Source organism: Georgenia subflava (genome assembly GCF_009193155.1).
Lineage (GTDB): Bacteria > Actinomycetota > Actinomycetes > Actinomycetales > Actinomycetaceae > Georgenia > Georgenia subflava.
On the sequence record NZ_VUKD01000004.1, the window covers coordinates 315,708 to 336,483 of the forward strand.

At 71.0% G+C, this 20,776-nt stretch carries 9 protein-coding genes and 1 pseudogene; 8 read left to right on the forward strand and 2 right to left on the reverse strand.

The annotated features are described in order from the left end of the window. Nucleotides 1–51: 51 nt before the first annotated feature. The gene (locus GD748_RS14865) at nt 52–780 is read right to left on the reverse strand and encodes a heme peroxidase (protein WP_152196000.1); all 729 of its coding nucleotides are present in this window, start codon (nt 778–780) and stop codon (nt 52–54) included. Nucleotides 781–934: 154 nt separating this feature from the next. On the opposite strand from GD748_RS14865, the gene GD748_RS14870 reads away from it, so the two are divergent. Both GD748_RS14870 and GD748_RS14875 read left to right on the forward strand, forming a co-directional pair. Then, on the forward strand, nt 935–2,863 hold the full coding sequence (locus GD748_RS14870; protein WP_226921408.1) for a DUF2075 domain-containing protein: 1,929 nt from the start codon (nt 935–937) through the stop codon (nt 2,861–2,863). Nucleotides 2,864–2,971: 108 nt separating this feature from the next. Continuing rightward, nucleotides 2,972–3,865 (forward strand): HNH endonuclease, encoded by an 894-nt coding sequence (locus tag GD748_RS14875; RefSeq protein ID WP_193312965.1) that lies wholly within the window; start codon nt 2,972–2,974, stop codon nt 3,863–3,865. A gap of 19 nt (nt 3,866–3,884) precedes the next feature. On the opposite strand, the gene GD748_RS14880 is transcribed toward GD748_RS14875, so the two are convergent. After that, the gene (locus tag GD748_RS14880; RefSeq protein WP_152814796.1) at nt 3,885–4,925 is read right to left on the reverse strand and encodes a DUF932 domain-containing protein; all 1,041 of its coding nucleotides are present in this window, start codon (nt 4,923–4,925) and stop codon (nt 3,885–3,887) included. A gap of 264 nt (nt 4,926–5,189) precedes the next feature. Here GD748_RS14880 and GD748_RS20000 point away from each other — a divergent pair. From GD748_RS20000 to brxD, 6 genes and pseudogenes are all read left to right on the forward strand, one after another. Further along, nucleotides 5,190–6,608 (forward strand): annotated as a pseudogene (locus GD748_RS20000) (NERD domain-containing protein); the annotation flags it as partial. Between the two features lie 200 nt (nt 6,609–6,808). Beyond that, complete coding sequence (locus tag GD748_RS14890) at nt 6,809–9,358, forward strand: protein kinase domain-containing protein (RefSeq protein WP_193312966.1); 2,550 nt, start codon at nt 6,809–6,811, stop codon at nt 9,356–9,358. Next, the gene (gene pglX, locus GD748_RS14895) at nt 9,355–12,957 is read left to right on the forward strand and encodes a BREX-2 system adenine-specific DNA-methyltransferase PglX (protein WP_152196005.1); all 3,603 of its coding nucleotides are present in this window, start codon (nt 9,355–9,357) and stop codon (nt 12,955–12,957) included. Before GD748_RS14890 ends, pglX begins: the two co-directional genes overlap by 4 nt. Nucleotides 12,958–12,966: 9 nt before the next feature. Then, complete coding sequence (locus GD748_RS14900; RefSeq protein WP_152196006.1) at nt 12,967–16,719, forward strand: hypothetical protein; 3,753 nt, start codon at nt 12,967–12,969, stop codon at nt 16,717–16,719. Then, complete coding sequence (gene pglZ / locus GD748_RS14905) at nt 16,716–19,403, forward strand: BREX-2 system phosphatase PglZ (protein ID WP_152814798.1); 2,688 nt, start codon at nt 16,716–16,718, stop codon at nt 19,401–19,403. The genes GD748_RS14900 and pglZ overlap by 4 nt, the downstream gene beginning before the upstream one ends. 4 nt (nt 19,404–19,407) lie before the next feature. Next, nucleotides 19,408–20,751, forward strand: coding sequence for a BREX system ATP-binding protein BrxD (gene brxD, locus GD748_RS14910; RefSeq protein ID WP_152196008.1), 1,344 nt, complete (start codon nt 19,408–19,410; stop codon nt 20,749–20,751). Nucleotides 20,752–20,776: the final 25 nt, after the last annotated feature.

Here is a 20,776-nt window from a genome sequence, read left to right on the forward strand (position 1 = left end):
GGGCATGTCGTCGTCCGCGACGGTCAGCAGGCCGGCCGCCATGGCTTGTGTTCATACCGATACTGCAGCGGGCCGATCCATGGGCTTACGCACTTCCCGCCCTGACTGATGCCGCCAGATGGTGTGGTCGAGCACGCTTGAGGAGACGTCGAGCTTCTCTGCGGCTCGCTCGACGAGTGTGGCGATTGCCGCGTCAGTCAGCGCTGACGACTTACCGGCGGCGCCCTCGACGAACCGCCGGATCATTCGATCGGGCTTCACCCCCGGCACTCCCGCCAGCATGAGGAGGTATCGCCAGCTGATGCCGGACTTCTGTCCAGGGACGGCGCGCCACGCTGCCTTGATCCCGTCAAGTTCTCCGTTGCTGGCGGCCTTCTGCAGATCATCCACGGAGTTGATGCCGCGAGAGGTCAGGGCGTTCGCCGCCCGGTAGATCGCCTCCGCCTTCAGCGGCGCCCCCGGGGCGGTCGACGTCCGGTGCCCATTGCCGATAGTGGCGGACCACTCGGCGACTCCAAGCTCGTCGAAGGTCGTCCTCAGTTCCGAGAGCCCGTCGGTGTACGCATCGCCGCCATCGCGATCGCGATGATGGCAGTAACGGCTGACAACCTTTACGACGCTGCCATACCGAACGCCCATCGACTGGATCGCGTCGATGACGCCGAGCGCAAGGCTGTTCGGGTAGCCGCCCGGGAAGGTCCACTCTGCAGACGGCGGAAGCTTCGCTTCGACGGTCGTTATGAGAAGGTCCGTCTGCTTGTCGACGTCGTTGTCTGTCATGCGGCAATCCAACCACGGTACCGACACGGTTATACCGAATCCACGTTCCGAAACCTTCGGCGGCGTATGTTGGGCACCAGCGGTACCGACGGACTTCTGGCTCCCCAGACATGTCCCCTCCGCACGTTGATTCGTGCTGCCCGAGGGGAAGTCAGTGGTCGAGAGCGTCAGGCTTTCCGCGTCCGCACTACGCGCGAGCTCGAGCGACGACTTCTCGGTGCTTGAGGACGCCCTGGGGAACCATCTCCTCATGCACGGTAATGCCCTGCCGGGCCAGAGTGAGCGCCGCGCGTGGCGGAACAGTCTCCCGGTCCTCGCTGCCGATCTCGACGCAGCAGGCCTCTCGGCGGTCGAAGTCATTCTCGAGCACCGACTCCCGCTGTCCAACAAGAGGGTCGACGTCGTGCTCGCCGGCCGCCACCCGGTCACCGGCCGACCAAGTTACGTCGTCGTCGAGCTGAAGCAATGGAGTGGTGCCACGAGCTGGGGCGGCAGCGACACACTCGTCGACGTAGCTGGGGCTCCCTACCGTCCGGCGTTGCATCCGGCCATCCAAGTAGCCGCCTACTGCGAGTACCTCAGCGACTTCGTGTCTGTCCTTGCGGACGACGTCGATGCCGTCGTCCCGGTCGCGTACCTCCACAACGCCACCGACAGCCTCGTGCAAGACCTGTGGCTGACGGCGGAGCGGACGGGCATCTCGATGTTCACCGGGCAGCGACGGTCGCACTTCCAGGAATTCCTGCGGAAGCACCTCGCCGGCTCGGGGGAGGACGCCGCAGACGTATTCCTGACCTCGCCCGCCCGACCGTCGAAACAGCTCCTCGCGCACGCGGCGGCCGAGATTCAGGATCGCGAGCAGTTCGTACTACTTGACGAGCAGCGAGTCGCGTACGAGCTGGTCCTGAAGACCGTCGCAGATGCCCACCGGGGCGGCGAGAAACGTGCCGTGGTGGTCACCGGGGCGCCGGGGAGCGGCAAGAGCGTGATCGCCCTCTCCGTCATGGGCGAGCTCGCACGCCGCGGCGACGCCGTCGTGCACGCGACGGGCTCCAGGTCGTTCACCCAGACGATGCGACAGGTCGCGGGACGTGGCTCCAGCCGGACCAAGAACCTCTTCAAGTACTTCAACTCCTTCGTCGCAGCCGAGCCGAACACGGTCGACGTCGCAGTGCTCGACGAGGCGCACCGCATCCGTGAGAAGTCTGTCCACCGGTACACACCGAAGGCGCTGCGCGAGAACGCCCGGCCACAGGTCGAGGAACTTCTCGACGTCGCCCGCGTGCCAGTCTTCCTGCTCGACGAGCACCAGGTCGTAAGGCCGGGCGAGATGGGGACGGTCGCCGACATCAAGGCTCGCGCGGCCGAGCGTGGCATCGATGTGCACCAGGTCGACCTCGCCGGTCAGTTCCGCGCAGGAGGGAGCGACCGGTACCTCGAGTGGGTCCATGGCCTCTTGGGTCTCGGCGCCGAGTCGCCTCGGGTCACCGCAGAAGGCGACGTCTGGCGCGACGAGCCTGACTTCTCCGTCGACGTCGTGGACAGCGTCGAGGAACTCGAAAGCAGGCTGCGCGCCAGGGTCGCCGCCGGCGAGAACGCCCGCATGACGGCAGGGTTCTGCTGGCCCTGGAGCGACCCGAACAAGGACGGCTCTCTGGTCCCCGACGTGCGCGTCGGCTCGTGGTCGAAGCCGTGGAACCTCAAGAGCGATCGGGCCGTGGGCGGGGCACCGCCGTCGTCCCTGTGGGCGTCCGACCCTGCGGGCTTCGAGCAGGTCGGGTGCGTCTACACGGCCCAGGGCTTCGAGTACGCCTGGAACGGAGTCATCCTCGGTCCGGACCTGGTGTGGCGGAAGGACCGCTGGATTTCCCGTCGCGAGTACAACAAGGACCCCGACTTCCGCTCCCGCTCAGCAGTCGACGGGCCCACGTTTGACCGCCTGGTCCGCCACGTCTACAAGGTGCTCCTGACGCGGGGGCTTCGCGGCACGCTTCTCTACTCGGTCGATCCCGAGTCCCAGGCGATGCTGCGCGCGCGGATCAATCCTGCTCAGACAAGGCCGGCCATCACCAGTACGGCCTAAGAGATTCTCCGGCTCCATCGGCCGGGATACACCAACACAAGTAAGCGGCCCGACAGGCTTCCAGCTCACGGACATGCCTCCACCCGCATCTCGCGGATGAGGAATGCCATGACGAGCTGGGTGCTCACTATCGCCAAGGACTACCCAAACCACTGGGATATCGCGAAGGAGAACGGTCTTTGGGACATGGCGACCAGCCGTCCCATCAAGAGCGGCGACGTCGTCTACTTCTGGATCTCCAAGCACGGTTTCATAGGCCGGGTAGAGGTTACCGACGGCGCCACGCCCCTCACCGGCAACGAGGACCTGCCGTGGACGGATGAGGGAGAGCGCGAGTACGTCTCGCGGTTCCGCTTCAGGGCAGCGGCCGACATGGCCGCAGATCGGGTCAGCTGGTCGGAGGTTCAGGAGAACACCGGGTTTCGCCAGAGTCCGTCGTGGGCGCCGCACTCTGATGACTCGGCCGTGGAAGCGTGGCTGAGCTCCCTCTTCGAGCAATTCGACGCGGCGGAGACCGCGTTCGTCGACTCCGCGGCTGCAGTCGCGCGTATTGCCGACCTGAAGGAAGACAGCCGCGAACGGGCGCTGGCTGAGATAGCCGTCCGTCGTGGCCAGGGTCCATTCCGAAAGTCGTTGCTCTCGGCGTACGGACGACGGTGCACCGTCACCGGAACGGCGGAGGAGGCTGTGCTCGAGGCCGCCCACATCTCTCCGTACCGCGGTGAGCACACCAACGTGGTAGCGAACGGCCTCCTGCTCCGATCGGACATTCACACTCTCTTCGACCTGCACCTCTTGACGGTGCGACGTGAGGGCGAACGGCACGTCGTCCATGTTTCTCCGGCGCTGGGGGAAGACATCTACCGCGCCCTTGACGGACGAGCGATCGGGCACTTGCCGCGTAACCCTCAACACTGGCCATCGGCTGAAGCGCTCGCGGACCACAACGAGGCTTGCCCTTGGCTGGCAGGCCACCAGGGGACGGTCGACTTCGTGTTTTGACCGCCTCGGGCTAGGGGCGCTAGTTGGCAGAGATCGAGACTGGTGCGCCCCGGCCTCCGACGCTGGTGTACTGACTGGGAGCGAAGAGATTCCAAGCCTTCTGTCGGACGGCGGCGATGTCGCCGATGATGGCGGACTCTGCCGAGCCGGCCGCGTGGGGATTTTTTGGCTTACTCCACTCGGACCACTCGGCGACCGCGTTGAATGCCGCCCATGCAGTGTTGCGACCCAGATCCTGGGTCGCCGCGTCGCGGAAGAAGTAGGCAAGGCCTCGTCGGTCCACGGTGCGGTTCTCCCGTTGCTTATCGCTGGCGTTGGATGGCATCGGAACGAACTCGCGCGCCACGATCTCGTCGAACTCGGCGTTGCTGACGCTCAGCTTCAGCATCTCCTCAGCCGCGGCGACGAGGTCAAGCCCACCCGCGACGGTGATACCGAGCATCTCGCGGGCGTCCTCTGCCGACGGTGCCTGACCTGGGCGGTGCTGCACCCTGTAGCGGGAGCGGGCGTTCCGGAGCGCGAGGGTGAGCGTGTTCTGACAGACAACCCGCACCGGCGTGGGGATGGCGGTGAACGCCGACTGGCCGTCGTGGCTGGTGGTGACGGCGAGGTAGAGATTGATGTGGTCGTGCCCGGCGACCGTAACGATCTCCGGGACCCGCATCGTCACGAAGACGCGGGCACCGCCCTGGAGGGAGCCCGCCGTCTCGAACTCGGCGTCGCCGTCCTCCACCAGCTCGGTCAGGAAGTTGAACGCCTCTTCGTTCTGGATGACCTGATAGTCGGTGCCCACAACCCCGAGAGCATCGAAGGAGCCAGCTGGTGTGCCTGGGGTGCGCCGGACGGTCGCTCGGTGCTTCGTGAGCGCGACCGGCTGTCCGTCGGGCCCAGTGGTGAAGACCGGCCGGGTCGTAACGTTCCAGTTGTCCAGGCCGGCGAGGTGGAGGGCTTGCTCCGCGCGAACGGCCTTCTCCGTGGTCGTGCCAAGTCGGTGCCATGCCGGCGTGCGCGCGCCGTAGAACCCAGCGCGACCATCCTGAAACAGCTCGATGTTATCCACTCCGGTCTTCCCTTCGTGCGGCACTGCCGCTGCTGCGAGGCCGGCGAGGTTCGACGGCGAAAGGTTTCAATGCTGCGCTGACCATATTGGCGTGCACCGACATGCCGAGGTCGAACGGGGAACCGAGCGTCCGGACGTAGCCTGGTGTCACTGACTTGACTGGCACGAATCGACGAACGGGCGTGAATGCGTCCGAATCCGTGGCAAGATCGGATGGTTGGTCCACGCGGGCTGCGCCAGCGTCGAGTGAGGGCAGGAAACCGGATGGAGTCGACGTCGACCAGGTGGGTCAACCTCGGTGAACCCGCCTCGCCGGCCGAGGCGGCTGCGCTCGCACGCTTTCGCGAGCTGCTCCGCGACGATGGCGCCACGTTCGCTTGGTCCAACCTCACCTTCATCGACACGTCGGGCCGCACCGCGGAGGTCGACGTCCTCCTACTCAGCCGAGTGGGCATGTTCGTCGTCGAGCTCAAGGGCTGGCACGGAACCATCTCGGGCGACCAGCAGAACTGGGTCGTCACGACCACGTCTGGCCAGCAGGTACGTCACGCCAAGAACCCACTCTTTCTCGCCGACGCCAAGGCGAAGCGGCTCGCGTCCCTCCTCAAGGCCGTCGCTCCACGAGGTGCGGAGCGGGTCGTACCGTTCATCGGCGCCAAGGTTGTGCTCCACGGCGAAGACTCCCGCATCGAGCTCAGCGAGGCCGCCAGCTCCCACCTCCTCGCGCTCGACGGCTACCGCGTCAACGGCCTGAACCCCTCCGCCACCCTCTCGGCATTCGTCGCCACCCCACCCGCGAACCCCCGGCACGTCATCAGCGCCGATGACGCACGCGCGATCGCAGCCCTCGTCGCCGAGGCCGGGTTCGTCCCCACGCCGCGCACCCGCACCGTCGGCCAGTACACCCTCACCAGCGAGGACGCCCTCGCCGTCGGCACGGGCTGGCACGACGAGCTCGCCGAGCACCCAGCCATGCCCGGGATGACGCGACGGATCCGCATCTTCGACATCCCGCCGGGCACCGCCTTGGAGGACCGGCAGGAAATCGAGCGCACCGCCCAGCGCGAGCTCTCCCTCACCCGCGGCATCCGCCACCCGGGCATCGAGGCGCCCGTCGACCTCGTCCGTTCCGACCTCGGCCCGGCGCTCATCTTCGAGTACGACCCCGACGCCATCCCGCTCGACCGCTACCTCGCCCAGCGCGGGGACAGTCTCGGCTACGACGCCCGGCTCGGCCTCGTCCGGCAGATCGCCGAGGTGGTGGCCTACGCCCATTCCCGCCGCCTCACCCACCGGGCCCTGAGTCCCTCACGGGTCTGGATCAGCCCCGGCGACGGCGCCCCGCAGGTCCGCATCCGCGACTGGATGACCGGCCGCCGCACCGGCACCTCCGCCCGCTCCACCATGACCGTGCTCTCCGGCGGGATCACCGACCCGGCCCGGCTCGTCGAGCAGGACCAGTGGTTCTACCTCGCCCCGGAGAGCCTGCGCGGCGGCGCCAATCTCCCCCCGGTCCCGCTGGACGTCTACGGGCTCGGGGCCCTGGCCTACCTAGCCTTCACCGGGGAGCAGCCGTCGGCGAACGTGGCCGAGCTCCAGAGGCGGATCCAAGCCGGAACCGGCCTCGACGCCGCCGCCGTGAGCCCCGCCCTGCCCGACGCCGTGGTCGCCCTCGTGCGCGAGGCCTCCAGCCCCGGCGAGCTCGAGCGACCCGCCACCGTCCAGGACTTCCTCGACGCCCTTACCGCCGTCCAGGCCCAGACGACGACGGAGGTCGCCCCGTCGTCGTCGATCCCCTCGAGGCACCCAAGGGCACGGTCCTCGCCGGACGGTTCGAGGTGCGCTCGCGCCGCGGCCGCGGCTCCACCGGCACCGCCCTGCTCGTGGACGACCTCACCGAGGACCGCGAGGGCGTGGTCCTCAAGCTCGCCCGCGACCTGCCCGCCGGCAAGCGGCTCGACGTCGAGGCCGACGTGCTGCGCAGCCTCGACCACCCGCGCGTCGTCCGGCTCCTCGAGGGGCCGTTGGACGTCGACGGCCGCCGCGCCCTCCTCCTCACCGACGCCGGCAAGACCACCCTCGCGGACCGGCTCCAGAACGAGGGCCGCGCCACCATCGAGCAGCTCGAGAACTATGGCCGCGACCTTCTGGAGGCCGTCCAGTACCTCGAGTCCCAGGGCGTCTTCCACCGCGACGTCAAGCCCGCGAACCTCGGCATCGCTCCCGACCGCGGCACTCGCAAGCCCCGGCTGACCCTCTTCGACCTCTCCCTCGCCACGGAGCCGGTGGAGAACCTCACCTCCGGCACCCCCGGGTACCTCGACCCGTTCCTCGGCACCGGCCGGCGCCGCCAGTACGACCGTGCCGCCGAGCTCTACGCCGTCGCGGTCACCCTCTTCGAGATGGCCCACGGCGAGCTCCCCTCGTGGCGCCACGGCGAGGACGCCCCCGCCTCCGCGGACGACCGCGTCGTCATCGTGCCGACCTCCTTCGACGAGGCGGTGGCGGAGCAGCTCACCGAGTTCTTCGGCCGGGCCCTGTCCCCGGTGGTCGCCGACCGCTTCGCCAACGCCGCGGAGCTCGGCACCGCCTGGACGGCGATCTTCGACCGGCTCGAGCAGCCGGCGTCCGGCACCGACGTCGACGAGGCCGCCCGGGACGCCCAGGCCGCCCGCGCCACCCTCGCCACCCCGCTCTCGGCCGCGGGCTTGAGCGCCCGGGCCCTGTCCGGACTCACCAGGGAGGACGTCGGCACGGTCGGGGAGCTCATCACGCTCAAGGGCACCCGCGTCAACTCCATCCCCGGGCTCGGGGAGCAGTACCGCCGCGAGATTCAGCGCCGGGTGCGCCAGTGGCGCGAGGCGCTGCTCCCGCAGACGGCACCCGTCACCACCGCGACCACCGACCCGATCGAGGAGCGTCAGGGCATCGAGGTGATCGCGGGCTCCCTCGTCCCCCGGCCCAGCCCGGCCAACGCCACCGAGATCGCCGTGGTCACCGCCCTGCTCGGCCTCGACGACGCCGACGGCCTCTGGCCGAGCGTCGCGGAGGTCGCCGACCGCACGGGCGTCTCCCGGGCCGACGCGTCCGACGCGCTCGCGAACGCCACCAGGCGGTGGCGCCAGCGCGGTCGCACCACGCCCGTCCAGGAGATCCTCGCCGCCGCGGTCCGCGACGCGGGCGGCGTCCTCGGCCTGCCGGACGCCGTCGCGGCCCTGACCTTCCGCCTCGGCTCGGCCCTCGAGGGGCGAGCCCGCGAACGCGTCGCGGCGGGCCTCGTCCGGGCCGTGGTCGAGACGGACGCGCGGGGGGCCGAGCCCACGTTCGTCACCCGGCGGCTCCTCGACGACGGCGGCCGCACCCGAGGCGTCCTCGTCGCGCTCGGCGAGGACGCAGACGAGCCCGGTGACGCGGGGGAGCGGGCCCTCGACCTCGCCGTCGCCCTCGGCGACGCCGCCGACGCCCTCGTTGCCGAGCGAGAACTCATCCCGGCCGACCAAGCGCTCGCCGAGCTCAGGGCGGTCGTCCGCGCCACCGGCGACGACGTCCGGCTCACCGACGACCAGCTCCTCCGATCGGCCGTGGCCGCCGCGTCCCGGGCCGCCCTGTCCTCCCGGTCCGAGGTCTACCCCGCCGACCTCGCCCCGGAGTCCGCCGCCGTCCTCGCCCTCCGCAACGCCCACGTCGTCGCCCTGACCAAGGAGCGGCTCCGCTCCCGCGTCACGGGCCGGTTCCCGACGGTGACGAACCTCCCCGACGGCCCGGCGCTCGACGAGATCGTCGCCAAGGCGGCGCCGGGCCTGGAGTGGGACGGCGAGCAGTACAGCCAGCGCGAGCTGAGCCGGCGCAGCACCACGGACTCCACCGTGACCGGCACCGCCACCGTCAACCTCCTCTCGCTCGACCGGCTCCTGCAGGACTCGCTGCGCCGGCGCTCCGCCCTCACCCTCGCCGTTCACCCGCGCTCGCACGGTGACGCCGTCGCCTACCTCGCCCGGACGTACGGGGTCGCCGTGGTCGACGTCGCCGCGCTCGTCGTCGACGCCCTGCGCCAGGGTGCGAAGGACAACGACGCCGACTGGCTCGCCGTCGCCCGGCTCGACGCCCAGCCCGCCGGCACCGGCGCCTTCGGGATCCTCCAGGGCCTCGCCCGCGAGTACGTGCCCCGGCTCTGGGCCGAGCGGCTCCGCGCACCCCAGCCCGTGCTGCTCGTCGACGCCGCACCGCTTGCCCGCTACGGCCTCACCGACCTCCTCGCCCCGGTCTTCGACCTCGCCGAGGACCGGCCGGCCGCACGGTGGCTCCTCCTCCCGCGGCGCGGCCACCAGCCCATCCCCACCCTCGACGGTCACCCTGCCCCCATGGGACCCGACGGCTGGGTGGACCTGCCCCCGAACCTCGACCTGTCCGACACCACGGAGATGCCCGCATGATCGACTCCGCTCGCCTGCTCACCGACCTGCGCCGGCAGCTCACCCTCCTCACCCGCGACCTCAAGGCCCAGGCGGAGGACCCCTCGCTGCACTGGTCGCAGGACCTGCGGCGCCAGCACCGCGAGGCCACCGAGCGCGAGCGGACCGCGCTGACGTGGCCGGAGTGGCGCGACGGAGAGGTGGACCAGGCGGCGGTCGCGTGGATCGTCGCGACGGCGTTCATCCGGTTCTGCGAGGACAACGCCCTTCTCGACGGCGCCCGCGACGCCGGCGGGAACGTCGTCGCCCTGCCATGGATCGGCGGCCCCACCGCGGGCCCGCGGGGCGACCGGCTCGCCCGCGCCGCCGAGAACGAGACCGTCTTTTACCGCCACCACCCGGCGGCCAACCCCCGCGACTGGCTCTACGAGGCGTTCGGTCTCCTCGCGTCCCTGCCCGCCGGCCGGCTCCTCGTGGACCGGGAGCACAACCCGGTCTGGCGGGCGCCCATCAGTTCCGAGGCCGCGCAGGCGCTCCTCGACTTCTGGCGCCGGCGCGACGACGACGGCGCCCTCGTCCACGACTTCACCGACGAGGGCCTCGGCACCCGGTTCCTGGGCGACCTCTACCAGGACCTCTCCGAGTTCGCGAAGAAGAAGTACGCCCTGCTCCAGACGCCCGAGTTCGTCGAGGAGTTCGTCCTCGACCGCACCCTGGAGCCCGCCGTCGCCGAGTTCGGGCTGACCGACCTCAAGCTCATCGACCCCACGTGCGGGTCCGGCCACTTCCTCCTCGGCGCGTTCGCCCGACTCGTCGGCAAGTGGCGGGAGGAGGCTCCCGGTGCCGACGACCGCGACTTCGTGCAGCGCGCCCTGGACTCCATCCACGGCGTGGACGTCAACCCGTTCGCCGTCGCCATCGCGCGCTTCCGGCTCACCGTTGCTGCTCTCCACGCTGCGGGGGACACCTCGCTCGTTGGCGCGCCCGACTACGACTACCACCTGGCCATCGGCGACTCGCTTCTCGCGGCGCAGGGTCGCCAGGACGCGCTCGCGCTGGACGGCGACGAGGAGCCGTTCTCCTACGCCGCCGAGGACGTGGGGGAGTATCGAGACATCCTCGACGAGGGCCGCTACCACGTGGTCGTCGGCAACCCACCGTACATCACCGTGAAGGACAAGGCGCTGAACGACGCCTACCGCGCGGCGTACTCGACCTGTCACCGCCAATACGCGCTGTCGGTGCCGTTCATGGAGCTGTTCTTTAGGCTCGCAAGGCGCTACAGCGCAGTCGGGGGAGCGGGCTATGTCGGCCAGATCACCTCAAACTCCTTCATGAAGCGTGAGTTTGGTACCAAGGTCGTTGAGGACCTCTTGTCAGGGCACGATGTGTCCAACCCGGTCGACCTTCAAGAAGTGATTGACACTTCAGGGGCGTACATTCCCGGGCACGGCACACCGACCGTAATCCTCGTCGGACGCCGTCAGCTTCCCTCAGTGCCCAACGTCAGGGCCGTCTTGGGCGTCCGAGGAGAACCCGGGCAGCCTGCTGACCCGGCCAATGGCAAAGTCTGGCGCGAGATCGTAGATCACCTCGACCAGCCAGAGGGCTTCGACGGTCGGTTCGTCACTGTCGCCGAACTCTCTCGCGACGTGCTCTCCCGGCACCCCTGGTCCCTCGTGGGCGGTACGGCGGGCGCGCTGCAGAAGGGCCTCGAAGGCGGCGCCCCCCGTCGCCTCTCTGCGGTCCTGGACAGGCCGGTTGGCGGGGCAATCCGCGCTGGTGCTGACGAGATCTACATGAGGCCTCGACGTCTGTCAGGGGAACGCTCAGTGGCAGACCTGAGCCGCGAGTTCGTGGTCGGCGACGGTATCCGGGACTACCAGAACCGGTCGACGGAACGGATTCTGTTTCCCTACACGGAGGACCTCCGGCCAACGGAAAGGCTTGATGGCGTCCTGTGGCCCTGGCGAACGGTACTGGCGCGCCGGGCGACGTTCCAGGGGAACATGGCAGATGCAGGGCTGCGCTGGAGCGAGTACATGCAGTTCACGCCGTGGTCGGTCTTGGCCCCACGCTCCATCACGTTCGCGTTCGTGGCGACGCACAACCACTTCGTACTCGACCGCGGCGGGAAGGTGTTCAAGCAGTCGGCGCCGGTGATCAAGCTGCGGGCGGGCGCGAGCGAGGACGAGCACCTTGACCTGCTCGGGGTGCTCAACTCGTCGACGGCGTGCTTCTGGCTCAAGCAGGTCTCCTATGAGAAGGGAGCTGGTAGCCACGGGTTGGGCATCGCCGATGAGCTATGGGAGTGGCGATATGAGTTCGCCGGCACCAAGCTCCAGGAGTTCCCTCTCCCGGCGACGTTTCCGCGTGAGCGTGCACGGGCGCTTGACACGCTTGCCCAGGAACTCGCCGCCGCGTCGCCCGGGAATCTCGTTGCACACGTCCTGGAGAACGAGGGTGACGTCGAAGGCCGTGTGCGGGCGGCACGCGAAGATTGGGAGTTGCTCCGTCGCCGCATGATCTTCGATCAGGAGGAGCTCGACTGGGAGGTGTACCGCCTGTACGGCCTCATCGACGAGGACGTCACCTATCACGGGGGCGCGCTCGACGAGATCGACCTTGGGGAGCGTGCCTTCGAGGTCGCTCTCGCTCGCGCCGTGGCCTCCGGCGCCGAGGAGACGGCGTGGTTCGAGCGGCACGGGTCCACCCCGGTCACCGAGCTGCGGTCCGTCTGGCCTGCCGACTACCGCGCGGTCGTCGAGCGGCGCCTTGCCCTCACTGAAAGCAATTCGAAGGTCCGGCTCCTCGAGCGGCCGGAGAACAAGCGTCGGTGGGCCACCGACCGCTGGGACGCCCAGCTCCGCGACGCCCTCCGTGCCGCCGTGCTCGACCGCCTGGAGGAGCCGGCGCTGTGGCGCGACGCCGCCGGGCCCGTCGTCCGGAGCGTCGCCCAGATTGCCGATCTGGTGCGCGACGACGCGTCCGTTCGCGCTGCGCTGCGCCTGCTCACCGGCGCCGAGGACGCCGACGCGGTCACAACTCTGACGGCCCTGCTCAAGGACGAGGCGGTCCCCTTCCTGGCGGCGCACCGCTACACCACCTCGGGCCTGGAGAAGCACGCCGAGTGGCGCAAGGTCTGGGACCTCCAGCGTCGCGAGGACGCCGGCGAGCGCGTCACCATCCCCGTGCCGCCGAAGTACCGCACCCCCGACTTCCGCACCACCGCCATCTGGCGGGCGCGGGGCAAGCTCGACGTCCCGAAGGAACGGTTAACCTCCTACCCGGGCGTGCGCGTCGGTGACGACGCCACACCCGTGCTCGGGTGGGCCGGGTGGGACCACGCCGACCAGGCCGTGGCCATCGCCCGGCTCATCGGCACCCTCGCCTCGGACGACCCCAACCGCACCGCGCTCGTGGCCGGGCTGGTCGAGCTCGAACCGTGGCTCCACCAGTGGCACAGTGACCCCGACCCGCGGCTTGGCACCAGCGCTGCGGCGAGCATCAGCGCGATGATCGACGACGAGCTCGCCCACCTCGGAGCCACCCGGGACGACGTCGCCGCCTGGCGGCCCGACCCGCCCGCCCGCGGACGCCGACGCACCGTCCGCGCCTAGGAGAGACCGATGACCACCGACATCCTCACTACCCCGCTCCGCGACGTCCTCGACCTGCCCGAACGGGTCACCGCCAGCGACTACGTCCTCAACCTCCAGAGCGGCGTCGCCCACGCCGAGCCCACGCTCCACCAGTACGTCGTCACCGACGGCATCGCCGGCGCGATGGACGAGGCGCTCGACCTCGTCGCCACTGCGATGCGCGCCCAGCGCAGCTCCGGGGCGTTCGTCCACGGCTTGTTCGGCTCCGGCAAGTCCCACTTCATGGCCGTCCTCCACCTCCTGCTCGCCGGGAACCCGCACGCTCGCGCACTCGGCGGACTACAGCGGACGGTGGCCGACCACGAGGAGCTGCTCGGGAAGTCCTTCCTCGCCCTCGACTACCACCTCCTTGGCAAGGAGTCGCTCGAGGCGGCCATCTTCGAGGGCTACCTCACGGTGGTCCGGGAGCGGCACCCCGACGTCGCCCCGCCGCTGCTCCACCGGTCGGAAGACCTACTGGCCGACGCCCGCACCCAGCGGGCGCAGTACGGCGACGACGCCTTCTTCGCCGCCTTGAACTCCGTCGGCAGCGACGACGACGGCCCCACTGGCCTCGCGGGGCTCGGCGACCTGGGCCGGCTCACTCCCGGCGCCGGAGGCGGCAGCGGGTGGACGGCCGACCGGTTCGAGCGCGCCCTGGTCGAGCCCGTCGGCGGGCCGGAGCGGACCCGGCTGAGCCAGCAGCTCATCCGCACCCTCTTCACCGGCTACGTCTCCACCGGCACCTGGGTTGACATCTCTACCGGGCTGCGGACCATGACCGAGCACGCCCGCGGCCTGGGCTACGACGCCGTCGTCCTCTTCCTCGACGAGCTCGTGCTCTGGCTCGCCCAGCACCTCTCCGACACCACCTTCATCCAGCGCGAGACGTCCAAGGTGGCCAAGCTCGTCGAGACGGAGATGGGCACACTGCCCCTGCCGATGATCTCCTTCGTCGCCCGCCAGCGGGACCTCAAGGACTTCCTCGGCAACACCGCCGACGGCGCCGAGCAGGTGGCCATCGGCCAGTCCTTCCAGTGGTGGGAGGACCGCTTCGACCGGATCGAGCTCAAGGCCGCCGACCTGCCCAAGATCGTCCACCAGCGCCTCCTCCAGCCCCGGGACGACGACGGCGCCCGCGCCATCGCGGCAGCGGTCGACCGCATCCGCCACGACCGCCAGGCCATGACTCACCTCCTCACCGACGAGGCGGCCTCCACAGAGGCGGACTTCGCGCTCGTCTACCCGTTCTCCCCGGCGCTCGTCGACGCGATGATCGCCCTCTCCGCGCTCATGCAGCGGGAGCGGACCGCCCTGAAGATCATGGGCGAGCTCCTCGCCGAGGGCCGCGACCACCTCCGCGTCGGCGACCTCATCGGCGTCGGCGAGCTCTTCGACGCCGTCGTGCTCAGCCCCGCCAAGCCACTGACGCCGGACATGCGCCGCCGGTTCGCCGTCGCCGAGCACTTCTACGCCAACCGGCTGCGCCCCTACCTGCTCGAGAAGTACGACGTCACCGAGACCGAGGCGGCGGCCCTGCCCCGCAACGCCCCGTTCCGCACCGAGGACCGCCTCGCCAAGACCCTCCTCGTCTCCTACATCGCGCCCGGCACCGCGTCCCTCACCAACCTCACGGCCGCTAAGCTCGCCGCCCTGAACTACGGCACCGTCACCTCGCTCATCCCCGGGCGGGAGGCCAGCCAGGTGACCCAGTGGGCGCGGGAGTGGGCGCAGAAGTTCGGCGACGTCGTCGTTGGGACGGAGGCCAACCCGGTCATCGGCCTGCAGCTCTCCGGGGTCGACTACGAGACCGTCATCGAACGGGTCCAGGCCGAAGACAGCCCCAGCAACCGGCGCCAGCTCATCAGGGAGCTCCTCGCCGAGGAGCTCGGACTGGGACCGGCCGAGGGGTTCCGCCCGGAGCGGCCCTTCACCCACGTGTGGCGGGGCAGCCGGCGTGAGGTCGACGTGCTGTTCGCGAACGTGCGAGAGACTAAGTCTCTGCCCGCCGATCAGCTCCGCGCCGAGGGCGGCCGGTGGCGCGTGGTCGTCGACTACCCCTTCGACGAGCCCGGCCACTTCCCCTCCGACGACTTCGCCCGGCTCAACCAGGAGCGCGACGCCGGCCTGGAGACGAACACCGTGGTGTGGCTGCCGCACTTCCTCACGGCGGCCCGGATGCAGGACGTCGGCCGGCTCGTCCTCCTCGAGCACCTGCACAAGCCGCGCATGTTCGAGGCCAACGCCTCCCACCTCGCGCCGGCGGAGCAGGAGCCGGCCCGACTCGCCCTGGAGAACCAGCGCAAGGCGCTGCGTGAGCAGCTCGTGCGGGCCCTGCGCGAGGCGTACGGCATCGCCGCGCCGAGGCCGGAGGACGTCGACACCGGGTCCATCGCGGCGAACGAGATCTTCACCGCGCTGCGGCCGGGCCTCACCGTCCGCACCCCTGCCGCCACCACCATGCGCGACGGGCTGGCCCAGGTCATGGACCAGGCGCTCGGCGACCAGTTCCCCGACCACCCGCGCTTCGAGCCCGAGGGTGAGGAGGTTCGCCGCGCCGAGGTCCGCAACGTCCTGACCCTCGTCCGCCAGGCCCTCGCCGAGCGCGGGCGCCTCGCCGGCCTCGACCGGACCAAGGCCCGGCTGCTCCAACGCGTGGCCGGCCCCCTCGGCGTCGGCACACCCCGGGAGAACGTCTACGCCCTCAGTGCCACGGACTTCCGCTGGCACGGCGAGTTCACCCGGGCAGTCGCAGACACCGGGCGCGACGGCGACGTGACCGTGAGCGACCTGCGTGACCGGCTGGCGCCCACCGGGATGGCCACCGACCTGCAGGACCTCCTCGTCATCGCCTGGGCGGCCCTCACGGACCGGGAGATCGTCCAATACGGCACCGTGCTGCGCGAGCCGGCCATCGGCGAGCTCAAGCCGCACATGGCGCTGCGACAGCCGCCGCTGCCCGACGCCGCGGTGTGGGAGGCCGCCCACCGGCGGGCTCAGCAGCTCTTCGGTGCCCAGCCGGAGGCGCACCTCTCGGCCGCAGCGCTGCACCGCGTCGCCGGCACGGTGCGGACGCGGGCGGAGCAGCTCCGGGCGGGGGCAGAGCAGCTCGAGCGGGCGCTGCGCGAGCACCAGGGCGTGCTCGGTCTCAGCGGCGACAGCGCGCGGATGGTCACGGCCGTGCGGGCGCGGGAGCTCGTGACCGCGTTGCGCCGCGGCGACGACCTCGCCCTCGTCACCGCGCTCACCGAGGCCGACGTGCCGGAGGAGCCGCAGGCACTGGGCAAGTCGCTCTCGACGGCCGGAGACGTGATCCGCGGGCTCGGCCGGGTGCCGTGGGACGTGCTCCGCAGCGTCGAGGCGTTGCCCGGCGGCGCGGAGGTGATGGCCGCCGTGCGCGCGACGGCGGAGCGCGACGAGCTCCACGCTCCGCTCGTGCCGGTCCTCGACGAGGCCACCGCGAGGGCGAACCGCATCCTCATCGAGGCCACCCGCGTAACGCCGACCGGCGGAGGCGCCGGGGGCGGTGGAGCGGTCGGTGGCGGTGGAGCCGGCGGTAGCGGCGAGACGATCGAACCGCCCACGTCGGGCGGCGGGGGAGTGACGGTCACCGAGGTGGACAAGGTCTACCTCGACGCCGACGGCGCCGAGGCCTCCGTGAACGACACCGCCGAGCGCCTGGCCCGCTTCGTCCGGGACAACCCCGGCCGGCGCGTCCACGTGAAGTGGTGGGTGGAGTGAGCGTCACCGCCTCCGCCGTCGCCCCCGCCTCCGCGGGGCTCGTGCACGAGCGCGCCCGCGCTCTCGTCGGCCACGGCACCCACAAGGTGCTGCTCCTTAGGGCCGCCCCCGTGTGGACCGGGCCCGACGTCATCGAGGTCGACGGCTGCCGCGTCCGCGTCCGGCCTGGCCCCTCCCAGCTCGCGGTGCTCGCGGAGATCCTCGACCTGCCCGAGGAAGAGTGCCTCGTCGTCCTCACCGACCGGCCCGAGCAAGACCTCGGCGACGCCGTCATGCTGCGCGCCCTCGGCCGCCGGATCGAGCAGCCGGACGACTGGTCCGCGCTCGCCGACATGGTCGGCGCGCAGGCCATCGACCCGGCGCTGCGGCGCCAGGGACGCTGGGCCGCCGCGACGCTCCTGGAGAACCAGCCTCGCGAGGGCTGGCCGGTCGCCACCACCGGTGTGCTCACCCAGGACGCAGCGCTGGGCAACCTCCTCGCCCACCTCCTCGGCGAGCGGGTGCCGGCCCACCTCGACGCCGTCCGGCTCCTCGAGCTCCTTAACCGCTCCGACCGGCGCGCCCGGTGGGCCGCCGTGGACCCTGACCTGCGCCGCCACCTCACCCGGTGGGCGGGCGAGGCGCTCGGGCCGCAGTCCGCCCTTGCGCTCACCGCCGCGGCCGAGAGCACCGTCTCTGTCGTCGCCGTCGGGCTCGTGGCCGACGTGCTCTGGCCGGCCACGCCGGCGCGCACCATGGACGCCGACCAGATCAGTGCCCGCACCCGCATCGAGAAGTACCTCGGCGGCCGACCGGTGGACCAGCGGCACGCACGGGCGCTCGCCAGTGACGCCCGCGACGTCGCCCTGCGCCTGGACGACGCCGACGATCCCGAGCTCAACAACGCCCTTGTCCAGGCGGAGGCCCTGCTGATGGACCTCGGCTGGCCCGACGGCCGGGCCCGGTCCGACGTCCTGTCCAGTGGCCTCACCGCCCGGCTCGAGGCCTTCGGCACGATGCTCGACGTCCGGCTCACCTCCCAGGGGGCCGACGGCGACGTCGAGGGCGCCATGGCGGCGATCGCCGGGCACCGGCTCGCCCACCGCGACCCGCACGAGGTGGCCACCGCCCGCATGGCCACCCGGCTCGTCCGGTGGGTCGGCGGCCCCACCGTCTCGGCCCAGCCCGCGACACTAGGAGAGAGCCTCCACCTGCACGTCGACGACGGCGGGTGGGTCGACCGCGCCGTCGCCGCGGTGTGGACGGGCAGTGCAAACGCCGCGCTCGCCGCCGTCTACCGGCGCCTGGCCATGCATGCCCGGGAGGTGCGCGCCGGCCGGGACGTGCTCGCCGCGGGGCAGCTCGCCGCGGCGACGGCACGCGACGAGGCGCCGGCTGGCGTCGTCCTCGTCGAGAACCTGCTCGCGGAGGTCGTCCGCCCCCTGGGTGCCCAGTCGCCCGTGCTCCTCATCGTCCTCGACGGGATGAGCATGCGGGTGGCCACCGAGGTAGCCCAGGGCGCCCTCGACATCGGGTGGTCCGAGCTCGTGCCGAAGGACGGCAACACCCGCGCCGTCGCCCTCGCCACCCTGCCCACTGTCACCCGGTTCTCCCGCACGTCCCTCCTCACCGGAAGGCTGCGCGACGGCGGCCAGAGCACCGAGAAGCCGCGCTTCCGGGCGCTCACCGGCGGCCCGCTGTTCCACAAGGACGACCTGCGCGCGGACTCGGGCGCCCTGCTCGCCGCCGACGTCGGCGCGGCGATCGACGACGAGGCCACCCGCGTCGTCGGCGTCGTCCTCAACACCATCGACGACGCCCTGGCCAAGGACGACCCGGAGGGCACCCGGTGGAGCCTCGACCGGATCCAGCACCTCCGGCCCCTGCTTGACCGCGCCATCCTCGCCGGCCGCGTCGTCGTGCTCACCTCCGACCACGGGCACGTCGTGGAGCGGGGGAGCGAAGGGCGGGCGGTGGCCGGAGCCGACTCCCGCTGGCGGCCCACGTCCACCGGCCCCGCCGCCGGCGGGGAGGTCGAGGTGAGCGGGTCCCGCGTCCTCGCCGCGGGCGGCGCCGCCGTCCTGGCTCTGGACGAGGACCTGCGCTACGGGGCGAAGTCCGCCGGCTACCACGGCGGTGCGTCCCTGGCCGAGATCACCGTGCCCGTCGTCGTGCTGGATCGGATCGGCCGGGCGAGCATTGCCAGCTGGAAGGAAGCGCCGCCCCAGGTGCCGGCCTGGTGGCACGACCCGGCCGTCACGCCGCGACCGGAGTCGCCCGCGGAGCGGTCGCTCAGCACCGCGACGAAGCGCGCGCCGAAGCCCCCGCAGCCGGGCCAGGGCACGCTCGACATCTTCCTGCCCGAGCCCGCCGTTCCCGCCGCCCCCGCGGAGGCCGGGCTGGTGGACCGGCTGCTCGCCTCGCCGACGTACCGCACCCAGCGGTCCCGTGCGGGCCGGCGGCCCGTGGACGAGGGGGTGCTTCGCGCGGTGTTGGATGAGCTCCTGAACCGTTCCGGGCGCGCCCATCGCGACACGGTGGCCAACGCCGCCGGTGTCAGCCGTGCCGCCCTGGACCCCACGCTGGCGGCAATCAAACGGATCCTCAACCTGGACGGGTACCCCGTGGTCGCCGACGAGGCGGACGGGCTGACCGTCGCGCTCGACGAGCGGCTGCTCCGCGAGCAGTTCGAGCTGGGAGGGTGACCTCGTGAACCTCTCCAGCCGGCGTCGTCGTGACGTCATCGACGCGCTCCGACGCGGCACGGTCCCCCAGCGCGGTCTCGACGTCATGGCGGTCGGCCTCAACCGGTTCGAGGCGGCGGTCGACGCCGAGCTCGACGGGGTGACCGGCGGGGGCGCGCAGATGAAGGCCGTGCGCGGGGAGTACGGCTCTGGAAAGACGTTCTTTGCCAGGTGGCTCACCGAGCGCGCGAAGCACCGTGGCTTCGCCACCGCCGAGATCCAGATCTCCGAGACCGAGACGCCGCTTCACCGCCTCGAGACCGTCTACCGGCGCATCACCGAGAACCTCTCGACGGCAGAATCCGCCCCCTCGGCATTGCGGGAGATCGTCGACGGCTGGTTCCACGTGCTCGAGCAGGACGTGCTCGACGCCGGAGCCTCGCCATCTGACGAGACCGGCCTACAGCAGGCGGTGGACGAGCTGCTCGAACGGCGGCTCGCGGGGGTGTCGAAGTCCGCGCCCGCGTTCGCCACCGCCTTGCGGGGCTACCGAGCGGCGCTGCGCGCCGGGGACGTTCCCCATGCGGAAGGGCTGCTGGCGTGGCTCGGCGGTCAACCCAACGTGGCCGCCGCGGTCCGGCGCGGGGTGGGCATCCGCGGCGACCTCGATCACTTCGGCGCACTCGGGTTCCTCCAGGGCCTCCTCGCGGTGCTGCGCGATTCGGACTACGCGGGGCTCGTCGTCGTCCTCGACGAGGTCGAAACCCTGCAACGGGTGCGGTCCGACGTGCGGGAGAAGTCACTCAACGCGCTGCGCCAGCTGATGGACGAGGTGGACTCTGGGCGGTTCCCGGGGCTGTACCTCGTGATCACCGGCACGCCCGCCTTCTACGACGGGCAGCAGGGGATGCGGCGGTTGCCACCGCTGGCACAGCGTCTGGCCACCGACTTCACCGGTGATCCGCGCTTCGACAATCCCCGGGCGCCACAGATCCGGCTGGGTGGCTTCACGCAGGACTCTCTCGTCGAGCTCGGTACGCGTGTGCGCGACATCTACGCCGACGGCGCGGATGCGGCCGGGCGGGTAGAGGACCTCGTCGACGACGCGTACGTCGGTGACCTGGCACGCGCCGTTGCCGGCGAGCTTGGCGGCAAGGTCGGGGTGGCGCCGCGGCTTTATCTTCGAAAGCTTGTTGACGTCATGGACCGGGTCGACCAGTTCGAGGAGTTCCAACCGCGGCGGGACTACGCGCTCACCGTGGACGGTTCCGAGCTGAGGGAGACCGAGCTGGAGGCGCGCGAGCTGGGCGTGGTCGGCCGACCGCGCCCGTCGGCGTTATCGGTCGACGAGATCGACCTCGAGCTGTGAGAACGGGATTTAGCACGCGCACCGG